This window comes from Methanosarcina subterranea (genome assembly GCF_055385895.1).
The window spans coordinates 513,289-526,056 of sequence record NZ_AP042426.1 but is presented as its reverse complement, the minus strand read 5'-3'; the positions used below and the strand labels follow the sequence as shown (position 1 = coordinate 526,056).

Annotated in this window: 7 protein-coding genes, 1 tRNA gene and 1 other RNA gene; 2 read left to right on the top strand and 7 right to left on the bottom strand. The window is 42.4% G+C overall.

Annotated features, from left to right (window positions below; genetic code table 11):
• Window positions 1–261 precede the first annotated feature (261 nt).
• Window positions 262–2,253, bottom strand: coding sequence for a monovalent cation:proton antiporter family protein (locus ACZ5A8_RS02240; RefSeq protein ID WP_464531972.1), 1,992 nt, complete (start codon window positions 2,251–2,253; stop codon window positions 262–264).
• A gap of 605 nt (window positions 2,254–2,858) precedes the next feature.
• On the opposite strand from ACZ5A8_RS02240, the gene kamA reads away from it, so the two are divergent.
• Together kamA and ablB are read left to right on the top strand one after the other, a co-directional pair.
• Window positions 2,859–4,118, top strand: a complete 1,260-nt coding sequence (kamA, locus tag ACZ5A8_RS02235) for a lysine 2,3-aminomutase (protein ID WP_464531971.1) — start codon at window positions 2,859–2,861, stop codon at window positions 4,116–4,118.
• Between the two features lie 139 nt (window positions 4,119–4,257).
• Window positions 4,258–5,157, top strand: coding sequence for a putative beta-lysine N-acetyltransferase (gene ablB, locus ACZ5A8_RS02230; RefSeq protein WP_464533985.1), 900 nt, complete (start codon window positions 4,258–4,260; stop codon window positions 5,155–5,157).
• Between the two features lie 212 nt (window positions 5,158–5,369).
• Here the strand turns inward: ablB and ACZ5A8_RS02225 are convergent, their stop codons facing one another.
• The 6 genes from ACZ5A8_RS02225 to ffs form a co-directional block, all read right to left on the bottom strand.
• Window positions 5,370–5,987 carry a hypothetical protein gene (locus ACZ5A8_RS02225; protein WP_464531969.1) on the bottom strand — a complete coding sequence of 206 codons (618 nt, stop codon included), beginning with the start codon at window positions 5,985–5,987 and terminating at the stop codon, window positions 5,370–5,372.
• A gap of 209 nt (window positions 5,988–6,196) precedes the next feature.
• Complete coding sequence (locus tag ACZ5A8_RS02220; RefSeq protein ID WP_464531968.1) at window positions 6,197–8,146, bottom strand: type II secretion system F family protein; 1,950 nt, start codon at window positions 8,144–8,146, stop codon at window positions 6,197–6,199.
• Window positions 8,147–8,157: 11 nt separating this feature from the next.
• Window positions 8,158–9,855, bottom strand: a complete 1,698-nt coding sequence (locus ACZ5A8_RS02215; protein ID WP_464533984.1) for a type II/IV secretion system ATPase subunit — start codon at window positions 9,853–9,855, stop codon at window positions 8,158–8,160.
• A gap of 1,273 nt (window positions 9,856–11,128) precedes the next feature.
• Window positions 11,129–11,827 carry an RAD55 family ATPase gene (locus ACZ5A8_RS02210; protein WP_464531967.1) on the bottom strand — a complete coding sequence of 233 codons (699 nt, stop codon included), beginning with the start codon at window positions 11,825–11,827 and terminating at the stop codon, window positions 11,129–11,131.
• A 199-nt stretch (window positions 11,828–12,026) separates the two neighbouring features.
• Window positions 12,027–12,111 (bottom strand) — tRNA-Ser (locus ACZ5A8_RS02205).
• A gap of 144 nt (window positions 12,112–12,255) precedes the next feature.
• An RNA gene (ffs, locus tag ACZ5A8_RS02200) (signal recognition particle sRNA) lies at window positions 12,256–12,570 on the bottom strand.
• Window positions 12,571–12,768: the final 198 nt, after the last annotated feature.

Here is a 12,768-nt window from a genome sequence, read left to right as displayed (position 1 = left end):
TATGGACAGTTAAAAGCGGAAATATTTAGAAGTATTTAATTAATGGGACATAATTGAAATCTTATTTACCACCAGTGGACATTGAAATTTCAGTTTGTGACTCCGCAGAATCATGAGATTATGCATAAATAATGTTAACATTAATATAATAAATACTGTTATTATAAGTAAATATTCATGTATCAGGGGTTTTGATATTTTCTTTAAAATTGCTTATTTTCAATAATATTAGACAAAAAATATTAAAAAAAGAGTGAATCTTTATCCCACACTATCTTCAAAAAGCTCTTTAAGTTCCTCAAGCCTTTCCGGAGGGCTTATTATAAGCAGGATATCATCGGGATTAAGTTCTGTCTCAGCTCCCAGATCATAAATAAGCCTGTTGTTTCTGGAAATTGCAAGAACCGAAACTCCGTACTTCTTCCGGATATCAAGGTCTCCCAGGGTTTGTCCTGCAGCTTCCGAGTGTTTTCCTATTCTTATGCTTCGGATATCTACATCAGAAAAGTCAAGAGAAAGTTCACAGACACTTTTCCGGCGCATTTCAGGGCTGCGAAGCATCCTGTAATGGTCAGCCCTGAGTTCCTCACCCATAATTTCAATCTCGTTGTCCGGGACCATGTACCTGTTGAGCACTCTGGCAAAAAGCTCTATAGAACACTCAAATTCATCTGAGACAACTTCGTTAGCTCCGATTGTATAGAAGCCTTCCAGTTCGTTCAGGAAATGAGTCCGTGCAATAATATGAATGCTCGGATTCAGTCTCCTGGCAGTTTCAATAATCCGCCAGGCACTTATAGGGTCGCCTGCAGTCACTACGACTGATTTGGCAGTCCGGATGCCTGCATGTTCAAGCACGGCTTTCTGAGCTGCATCTCCGTAAATTATTGGCTCACCTTTCAGTTTTTCCTGCCGGACAGTCTCGGGATTAATATCAATTACTATATAGGGGATCGAAGCTTTTTGGGCAGCAATTCCTACATTTTTTCCATTAACTCCAAAGCCTATTATTATCAGGTGATTTTCAAGCTTGTTTTCCTCTCCTTCTTCCTGGAAAGTCCTATACCGACCATGTAGAAGGGTTTTAGGAAGGGGAATCCGCTGGCTTGAAGCTGCTGAGTAATGCCCTATATCCATGAAAAAAGGAGTTGACACCATGGAAAGTACAGTCACAGCCAGAAACTCCTGATAGATTTCCCCGGAGAGAATCCCGCTTTCAAAACCTACTTTCGCCGTAATAAGGGAAAATTCTCCTATCTGGGCCAGAGAAAATCCGACGAGGATCATCGTGTGCATAGGAAAGCCTATGAGAAAAGTAGTAAGAGCATTTACAAAAGTTTTCAGGAAAAGAACCAGCGTAGTGGCTGCAAGGATCAGAAACAGGTGTGTTCTCATCAGATCAAGGTCCAGCAACATGCCTGTGGAAACAAAAAAGATGCTCATGAACATATCCCTGAAAGGCATAACATTTCCGAGTGCTTGAGCAGCATATTCGGACTCAGAGATAATCAGCCCTGCAAGAAACGCCCCAAGAGCGAGGGAAAGTCCTGCCATGGAAGTAAGCCAGGCAACAGCAAGCCCGATAACTACTATACTCAGCAGGAAAAGTTCGCCATTGCGCGTTTTTGCCACATGGAACAGTAGAAAAGGGACCAGATAACGGGCGCTTAATAAAGTGAATATAACAAGCCCGATTCCCCGAAACAAAAGCTCAAGGAGATCACTTCCAGCTACCGCCTCTCCTGCAAGAAGCGGAGCAAGTATGATTATAAAAACAGCAGCTATGTCCTGGAAAATAAGGATTCCAAGCGCTATCCTCCCATGTGCACTGTAGATTTCCCCTTTTTCCTGCAGCAGCTTCAGGACAATCGCCGTGCTGCTAAGCGCCACGATGAGCCCCATGAAGGTTGCAGCCTCAGGAGAATAACCCAGCCGCCAGAAGATAAAAGCAACAAGAAAGGTCGTAATAAAGACCTGCAGGCCCCCTCCTAAAAGCACGATCCTCCGAAGCTTCAGAAGTTCGCGCAGGGAAAATTCTATTCCGATAGTAAAGAGCAGGAGCACTACTCCAATTTCGGCCAGCACTTCGATATTCTCTGTCTCGCGAATCAATCCTAATCCGAAAGGCCCTGCAAGGATTCCCGCAAGTAAGAAACCCACCAGTGGAGCTATTTTCAATCTGGAGAAAGTAAACACTACAGGAATAGAAAGCCCGAAGATAATCAGCAGGTCAGTTAAAAGATGCAGTGCCATTAATATCTATTTAATTTTTAAATGATATAAATGTCATTGGTGCGAACCACGAATATCCCGGGCAATAAAAGAAATTGTACGGGGCATATTCAAAAGAATAAGGGCAAATTTAGATTTATTGAGAATTAAAGCCTACTTTTAACCTCTGAAACTAGAAATAAATTATATTAAGGCATTAAAATGGTATTATACCCCCAAATTCCTTCTAAAAGCATTATTAGTTCCCCGAAACTATTAAAAAAAGAAGCAACTGCTTTTCTCCCTTTTTATGCGTATATACCCCTCTAAGAGGAAGCAAAATAAAGAATGCCAGAAGAATTGTAGGTTTAAAAGAAGATAAAAGGACAGGAAAGGGCAAAATAATGAATCATCTCGAATAAAGAGAGATTTTTAAGAACTATTTTTAAAAACGGAGAATTATTAAAACTCATTTAGACAAAAAAGTATTTAATAGATGTATTAAATCTTAATGTTAACTAATTAAAGATGCATTTTCTTAAATTAAGCTGGAAAAAACATAATTTGATTCACTAAACAGTATCCTGTTTAGTATATTCTGGACATCTGTCCCATAATTTTTCTTCCAGCTTTCACGAGGTTTAAACGTGAGATCCAAGATAAGAAGCTGTTTTAATGAATCTGATGAAGAATTTTCAGACTGGAAGTGGCAGTATAGAAATAGAATCACCACTGTTGAAGAACTCGATAAACTGATTCCACTTTCGAACTCGGAAAAGAAGGATATAAAGAAAGCGCTTAAAGTTTTTCCGATGGCTATCTCTCCTTATTATGTTTCCCTTATTGACCCGGAAGACCCGGAGTGCCCTATCAGGCTGCAAGCTGTGCCGCAGTCAGTCGAGCTTCAAACGTCTTCATGGGAACTTGAAGACCCTCTCTGTGAAGATCAGGATTCGCCATCGCAAGAGAGCTGTATAACCCACAGGTACCCGGACAGGGTTCTTTTCCTTATTTCAAACCGCTGCGGAATGTACTGCAGGCACTGCACCCGCAAGCGCAGGGTCGGCAACAGAGAATATGACTATTCTGAAAAAGCAATCAGGGAAGGGATCGAGTATGTCAGGACGCATCCCGAAGTAAGGGACGTCCTGCTTTCGGGAGGAGATGCCCTTCTCGTATCGGATGAAAGGCTGGACTGGCTTTTAGGGGAACTTTTTAGCATTCCTCATGTAGAGATTGTAAGGTTAGGTACAAGAGCGCCTGTCACCCTGCCCCAGCGCATAACCCCGGAACTGTGCGAAATCCTTGGAAAATACCCTTCGGTCTGGCTCAATACCCACTTTAACCACCCAAAAGAGATCACCCCCGAAGCTAAAAAGGCAATGGATATGCTTTCCCGTGCCGGAATTCCTCTGGGCAACCAATCCGTACTCCTCAGGGGAGTAAACGACTGCCCAACAATAATCAAAAACCTCTGCCATGAGCTCCTGAGAATAAGGACCAGGCCCTACTATCTCTACCAGTGCGACCTTTCCTTCGGGCTGGAACATTTCAGAACCTCGGTTGCAAGGGGCATAGAGATCATAGAAATGCTTAGAGGGCATACCTCGGGGCTTGCTGTCCCTACCTTTGTTGTCGATGCCCCCGGAGGGGGAGGAAAAATCCCTGTAGGACCCAATTACCTGATCTCAAATTCGGATACAGGAGTTACCCTCAGGAACTACGAAGGCGTAATCTGCTTTTACCCCGAGCCTGCAGAGTACTCCGGGAGATGCCAGCAAAAATGTTCAATCTGCGATAAGCACCCCGGGCTTAAAAGTGATACAGGCCTTGCAAAACTCTATGACGAAGAAAACGATATCATATCCCTCGAACCCGAAAATCTGGAAAGAAAACAGCGTTTCTGAAGGAAAAAAGCCAGGAAAAACCGGTGTTCTGGAAATAAAAACAAATTTAAAACTTTAAGGAGAAGTCGCCACGGAAAAAAACAGTCCCTTAACGCTTGAAACTAAAGAAGAACTCCCGGACTACTGGAAAAAAGTAGAGCTGAAGGTACTTGAATCAAGGGCTGAAATTGTATTTGATTATTACAATAGAAGAATAAAAGTCATGGATTTTACCGGGCCTTTTGAAGAAATCTCCGGAACCCTCGAAGCCCTTGCCAAAGCAGAAGAATTGGGAAAAATAATCGTATATACCCCGCCGGAAAAAAGGCATGGGCCTGAAACCTGCGGATATATGGAAGAAGGGATCATAAGAGGGTATTACACCGGAAAAGACTGCCATATTTTCTCAAGTTATCCTGTTTTCTCATGTTACCCTCAAAACTCCAGGGAGATTTCTTTCCATAAGGAAAAAGAAGAACAGATAGTCAAAAATTGCCTGAGAAAGGGCAAAGAGGCCGGAAAACCCCCACAAAAACCAGTAGATTCCAGAAGAAATGGAAGCTGGAAAAAACAGAAAGAGAAAATCCCATTTCCAGAAGAGTACACGCTCAGGCCCGCAGTCCAGGCTGACGCCTCTACAATGGCAAGCATTTACTGTCAGGGATTTCAATTTTACCCCACTCCCCTTCACATGGAAAGCTACCTGCTCAAAACCATGTATTCCAATGTCCTTTATCTCCTTGTGGAAAAGCAAGGGAAAATCGTGAGTCTTGCCTCGGCAGAAATGGATCCTGAAAACGGGAGTGCTGAAATAACCGACTGCCTGACAGTTCCTTCAGAAAGGGGAAAAGGTCTTATGAAAGAGCTTATCGTAGCTCTGGAAAAAGAACTTTCAGCCAGAAATTTCTTGAGCGCCTATACTCTCTGCAGGGCTTCATCTTACGGCATAAACACAGCCTTTGCCTCCCTGGGTTATGCTTACACAGGCAGGCTCGTGAATAACTGCAGGATAGGAAGAGGGTTTGAGGATATGAATATCTGGTGCAAGATGCTGAAATAATGCCCCTGAAAAATTAAAGAATAAATATCTGACCAAACAGGACAAATGTGTCCGTTTTTTAGATCTGATTAGTAACTCTCCCTTACTAGTGCTTCGATTCCAAATAAATTCCTTGTTTAGCGGGAAATTCGTTGATCTATAGATCTATTCAAAATTCAGGATTGTGAATATACTTTGGAATCGCAGTTCTAGAAACCGAGCTAAAATCGGATTTAAGGAAAAACGCTGATTTGCTGTTGAAGCTGCTCTACGGTTTTCTTCGCAGCTTCTTCAGCCAGATGCTTTCTATAAGCTTTTAAAGACACAATCCCTTTTGTGGAATCCTGCAATTCCATATCCCCGCGTATCAGCTTTTCCCCTTTCTGGGAGCCCGCGTTTTCAAAGACCACAGTTACATTTCCTTCTTTGAATTGTTCAAAATACTTTGTGTCTTCTCCCGTAGAGGTATAGAATAACAGAATATTCAGGTCCGAAGAGGCGTAAACAGGCGTATAGATCCCTCCGTGTTTACTGATATTCACGAAGAGGACTTGAGAATCATACTTTTCCTCGACCGCATCTGCAACTAATACTTCCATGCCTGCTTTTTCCAGTTCAGCTCCAAGGCTTTCCCGGAGGGATTTCAAGACAGGATCTTCACCTTCTACATAGAGGTAGATCCTGCCCGGAAAGTCAATTTGGGGGTCGCCTGTGGAGTAGGCACTTATCACGGAATTAGTTCGGGTCTCACTCTGCGCCGCCTTAAAGTCCAGGACATAAAAGGAAGAAAGGACAACCGCAAGGATGAGCACGAAAAGGGAGATTTTCTTCATTGCTGTGTTTTCTGCCATCTTCCTCAAAATTAGATGTTTATCTTTAAAAAGAAACTGCATTGGCGGGAATTCTGGGTTTACACAGGGAGGTAAAGTCTTCAAATGAGAATTCGGCTAATAGTGGGAACCAGAGCCTTAAAATGAGAAGTACGGAAAATCGTGTTAAAAAAAGGAAATGGGAATTCCAGATTTGAAATTTCCTGACGGATAGCCTGGAATCCCGAAATTCAGATAAACACGACGAACAGCACGTAGGACATCGTCATCATTGCAAGGGATTGCTTGAGCCCCGAAGCTATACTTCCCGAACCCATTTTTCCTGCAACCATCCCTGAGCCGAAGCCCTGCAGAAGAGCTGCATGGAAGAAGAGGAGGGTATACTCCTTCAGATCGAAGCCCCCCATGGACATTGCCGGGTTGCTGGAACCGTCAAGTGCAGGAAGGAAGAACGCAGCAAGCACATATACTATGATCAGGAAGACGCCGAAGGTCACGAAGATGATAAAGACATAGATAAACATCTCTGCAGAGCGCTCTTTTTTAAGGTATTTCTCAATATCTGCATCATCCGCAACTGTGCTGATAATCTGGTTAATATCCCCTGTGGATTCGCTTGCTTTGGCTATAAGGCTCAGGCTGCGCCGGGTCATGTTGGTCTGTACCCTGGCTTCAAAACGTTTCAGGGCTTCTACCAGGTTTGAATTCCATCGGATGTCCGCAACCGTACATTTTATTTCGGATTTCAGTCTACCCATATTTGACTGAGCTGTGATAGCAATAGCATCGGCAAGCAAAATTCCTGTCCCGTTGATACTTGCAAGCCTTTTTAGGAACTCTGGGACCTGATCCTCGATTTGCCTGACCCTCCGAACTTCGAGTTCGTGGAAGATGATGTAAGGGATGAAAAGGACAAGAAGGGTTACATAGATATAGTCATCAAGGGTAGATGCCGTGTCAACAAAACCTCCATAGTACGGTCTGTGTTCCAGGAAAGCAGAAACAAAGTACCCAAGCGCAACTGGAGTGCTTATTACAAAAGCATATGCTGGCCTGTCAAGCATAGTCCTTATAGGGTGCAGGAGCACACTTTTGACCCTGGATATCTTTTCAAAGAACTCCATTTTCTGAAGCAGTTCCTCGTCTTTTTCTGTTACTGGTTTTACCCTGACATCACTGAAAGAATCCTTCTTGATTCCGGAGATTTGCTCCTCAGGCATCTTTTCCGCATCTCCTGTAAGCATATCCAGGAAAACAAGGAAGATCATTGTCCCGAAGGGAATTGCTCCGTATACAAGGATATAGAGCTGGGTGGGTCCCCCATTATCGATCATATTCATGACCACGAGGATAACCATAAGGAACAGAGGGCCCACAACGAATACAGTAATATAAACCTCTGCCAGGAGCCCGAGAGTCTCAAGGAAACGCTTTTGTTCCTTATTGGCATTGGCTTTATAGACGTCAGTCTTATTTTTCAGGTAAAGGGTAACGTCTCCTCCGCTTGAGACTATTGAAATCAAGCCGTCTACAAGATCTTTGAACTGTTCGGAAGGCGTTCTGTCGGCTGCATCCCATAAGGCATCCTTAAGGTCTTTTCCGAAATATTCTATATCCCTTATAATGTTTCCGAACTCCCTTGAGGCAGTCCCGTAGAGGTGAGAATACTTCGAAAGCGACTTCATGTTATCAAAGATAGTCATGCCCCCGCCCCTTTGCATAACATAGAGAAAAGCTGTTGCATGGGGCATTGCTGCATTGATAGCCCGTTTCCTGCTATCAGCTTTCATGGGGGGGTATGTCATAATAAGCCCGTAAGTGAGAGCACCGATCATCGAGAAAAAGAGGAGACCCCCTATAGCTGTTAGAATAAAAGAAAGGTGCGCTTCAATAAATGTAGGGGTCTCAACTACCCTGGTTACTCTGTAAGAAATGCCAAACGTCGAGACAATACTTTCCGGGGTGATGCCCCTGAAAATCCTCCCCCCTATAAGTAAACCTGCAAGTCCGCCGAAGACTCCTACAAGCAAAGAAAACAATATTGCAGTTGAGACATACTGTTCCACAGGAAATGGAATATGAGCCTGGCGAAGCTTTATCTTTAACAGGGAAAAACGTCCCTCTTTCTCAAGGATTTTTTCTCCGAAGATCCTGAATGCCAGGGTATTTATAGCGTTCATGGATACCCCCATTAACTGTGGTGCAGTACCATATCCCGCAAGGTATCATTTCCAACCGCTTCCATTACGAGCTGCGGGTTTGTGGCATACATATGCACTATCAAGGAAACACTCACGTAATCACGGATCTGTTTTGCTGTCAGGTAGGCAAGGATCTGTTCCCGATTTTTAAATTCAATAAAGAGCTTATCAGGTTTCCAGCCTCTTGCTTTCATAATCTCATTGAGCACATAGGAATCCCCGGCCCGCTTGAACTTGTCATGCACCGGCTCCCAGCGGTAAAACTCATTGATCCTGAGACTTCCGGACCTCGCATCGAGCCCTGTAATCTCTACAATTGTATTGGTTCTTCTTACCCTGGTCTCATTGACATAGGTCTGTATCTGGATACTGATGATTCCAAGTGCCTGCATCATTACGTGTGGGACATTGATTGGTTCGTTTTCAAGCCTGTTAACCACCGTTTGCACATCGCTCGCATGCATTGTTGAATAGGTAGTGTGCCCTGTCGACATTGCCTGGAAAAGAGTAAGAGCCTCCTTTCCTCGGACCTCACCCACAATGATATATTCCGGGCGTTGCCTGAGGGCTGCTTTCAGGAGTTCGTACATTGACACCTCTCCGGTACCACCTACAGTGAACGATTTCCTGGTTGCTCCTGCGATCCAGTTTTCATGATAGAGCATGATTTCCCTGGTATCTTCAATGGACACTACCTTTGACAGCCTTGGAATGAAAAGAGAAATCGAGTTCATAAGGGAGGTCTTTCCTGAGGCAGTACCTCCTGCCAAAAGTACACTGATGTTGTTTTCAATGGCAATCCAGTAGTAAGCCATCATCTCGATGCTGCATGTCCCATACCTGATAAGATCAATCGGGGTTATGGGATCTCCTTTGAATTTACGGATAGTGAAGGAACTGCCCCTTGTTGTGATTTCTTTTCCAAAGGTTGCCTGCATCCTTGAACCGTCAGGGAGAGTTGCGTCTACAATCGGTTCTCCTATAGAGATGTGCTTGCCGCTCCTCTGGCAAAGCTTGACAACTAGAGAGTCCAGTTCTTTTTCCCCAAAATGAATGTTTGTCTCGATGTTGTTGTGTTTTCTGTGGTAGAGATAAATAGGAATCTCAATACCTGAACAGGAAATATCTTCGATATTCGGGTCCAGAACAAGCGGGTTTATCCTTTCGTACCCGATGAAATTTCTCCTGAGGAAATACATTATTTTGTGAATTGAGGAAACTTCCAGGGTACTGTAATACTGATCTAAAAGCCTCATGCCTCTATTAATGAGAATGATGTCTTTCTCCTGCCCCGATGTAATATCTTCCTGGGTAAGGACATCTTCCAGATTGTCCCGGACCCTCTCAAGAACAGCTTTTTCATAAGTAGTGAGAGTCGGTTCAACAGCATAATAATGTTTCATCTCCATATTTTCAATTATGCTGATAAAGGCGTAAGGCTCTTCTACCCAGTAACGTTCAATTTCAGTGAATCCTGCAGGAATTTCATACTCAAGAAGAGGACCACAGGTTTCAGGATCATAGGGGGGAAGAATGCGGATCTCCTCATCCTTCAGACTCCGGACGATTTCTGTGAACTTCTTTTTTGCTCCTTCAGGGGTTTTTACTTCATTGAAGAACTCTTTAAGCTTGTCACTTAATTTTTCGCCTTCTTTGACCCCAGCTATATCGCGACTCAAATCCTTCATATTCTCTAAGAATCCGGGATTTTTCTTAATTTTCGCTTTTTGGGGAGCTTTTTTAATTTTACCTGAAGTTCTTACTTTTTTATCTTCTCTTGTCTTCTGAGAGCCCTTTAGTTCTTCAGCTCCATCTTTATGACCTGTAATTTCCTCACTGTTAGACCCGGCTGCAGGGGGGAAAATACCTTTGTTTTCAGTTTCGAGGATAAGTTCAACTTTCTTTTCAGGAGCCACTTCTGTAGAAATAGTGGGTTTTGATTCTAGAGTAACTTCTGCAGAAACGGAAGTTTTCAATTCAAGACTCGAACTTTTTTCAAGAGAGATGGTTTTTTGAATTTCAGATTCACCTACAAACAGAGGAGTTTCCGATACGCATTTATTTACCATGTCTTCCTCGTCCTCAGTTTCTGGAGAAAAACTAGTAAACTTAACGGTTTCGAGTACAGGTTTGGTTTTCCTGCTTTCAATCTTAATTTTCATGTCAGGAAGGCCAGTATCCTCGCTTTCTGTACTTTCATTCCCTGTAATATCAGTTCCTGAAGCTTCCTGAAGAATATTTACCATATCCCTGTTGTCGTTATCAACTTCAAGGCTGTTAGTGTTAGCTATATTTGGAGCATCTTCATAAGAAGTCCTTTTGACAGGCACCTGTAGAAGACAGGATTTCCCTGCCAGAATATACTTTCCCTCACCTTTACGCATATTCAGGTCTGGTTTTTCGGAGTCATCCGGAGATTTCTCGTTTTTGGAAACCATAGAAGCCCACCCCACCAAGGATTTTTCCCCTCACAAAGGAGTTGTCAATAGTAAATAATTAACTAAGTTAATTATAATCTTTGTGTATAAGAGTTAATAACTTTTTAATATTAATAGTAATATTACTAATACTTTTATATATTTCGACAAAGCATTATTTCGCCTAATTTAGAGAAATAAAAGTAAATAAATGGAGTATTGATTTTTTACTCAAATAAGAAATGTAGTTCAATAGTATTAATCTTTCCATTAATCAGTTATATATAATCAAAATTATTTTTGTGAAGTTATTAGAAAATATAATTAAATAATTTAGTAAGTGATTGTTTAGTAATTGTTTACAGCTTGAAACACAAAAATGGATATATAAAAAGGATAGGAAATCAAAATGATGAAAAAGAAATAAGAGAAAATAAAAATAGACAAAAAAGTAGTGAAAAATGAACAAGAAAAGATAAAAAAGCAGAAAAAGTGAAAGAGAAAAAAAGGAAAAAACAATGAAATTAGAGAAAATGTAGATTGTTTAAAGGAGCTTAATACCTGACGAAGTTATTTCAAACCTTATCGGATTCAGACTGAGGCATGTCCTTCGCATTTTAGGAATTCTTATATAACGTTCGATATTTCCGGTATACGGATTTTCGTCCACCATAAGCCGAAGGGAGCCGCTCACTGAGTATTCAGCAAGGTTATGAGTCATCTTGAACGCAGTATCGTCCATGACAAACATTGCTGTGCAGTCTCCCCTTGTACTCAGGATAAAGTTCAGGGCATCAAACTGATCCCGGAAGTCCTGAATAGAAAGCCTGAGAATAAAAACTCCGATATTATCAATGACTACGATATCGGTTCCTTCAGGCACATACTCTGAAAGTGTAGGCAGCTCAATTTCCAGACCTTCAGGGGTAAACCCGAATTTGGAAGTCTGAACTTTCTCTGAACGACTTTGAAAAGACCTCTCAATTGCAAGCTGGCCGTTTTCAAAATATTTAGTAAGCCCGAGGCCAAGCATTTCAGATAGATCAAGAATATCCTCTGGAAGTTCTTCTGTTGCGACCAGGACGCATTTTTTTCCATCAAGACATGCCCTGTGCAGAAAATGAATGGTGAAAGTAGTCTTGCCAGTTCCTGTATCCCCGGTGATAAGAAGAACTCTGCCTGCCAGGTATCCGCCGCCAATCCTTTCGTCAAGTTCAGGTATTCCTGATGATATCCGTTTCATTGTTCTAACTCGATTCATTTCTGTACGTTAAAGCCTTAAACCCCTTGAATTATGAGAATGATCAGGAGACATAAACGGAACTTTTACTTACAGGGTATAAGACGAGATCTTATATAAGATTTACATACAGAAGAGTTATGAAAAAATAGGGATAAAAACAAAAGATAATACGAAGAGAAAGATCTTAGAAAAAAAGAAACGACGAGAGGGGGACTCGAACCCCCGGGATGCAGGGCATCACGGGATTAGCAATCCCGCGCCATACCGGGCTTGGCTATCTCGTCATATCGAACTTTAGAAACGCGTCCCCTAAAATGCATTTCATATATTTAACCTTTTCCGGAGAAAAACTTCAAAGAAATTCGCCCAGAAGATTGCAATTATAATATAAAACCAGGTTTGGGAAAGAAATTTAATAATGTGCTTAGTGATGAGCACACCGCAGGTCGTTGTATCTCGGAGACTCCAGTAGACTGGTATCTCTTCTCCACCCCGCAACCCCGCAAGCGACGGTTGCCCACGGTAAGTCTGCTCCCTTCCGGGCCTCGACCGGTTTCCGCGGTTAGGGTATGAGAACCTGTTTTCCAGCAAGTCCGCATACCTGCACCATCCAAGCAGGACGGGGCTTCTCAGTTGAGATTCCAGGCTGGGATCTCTTTGACGCATCTTCCTTTGGCTTCGTCCCCCGCATATCGGCGATTTCGGGTTACAGGTAACGCCGGGCTACCCGGACTAGCTCATCAGCTATACAAAGACATTTGTCACTTATAAAACTATCCCTCCCGATGTGCATTTTAGATCTCCTGCAAAAAACACAGTATAGGCCTGAAAAGAAGAAAAAAACAATATCAGTGAAATATTCCTTGAGGACAATGCATCCGGGAAAAACCAGCAGATATGAGACTTTTTTTACAAAGTTTATGTTAAAAATGATTTTTAAA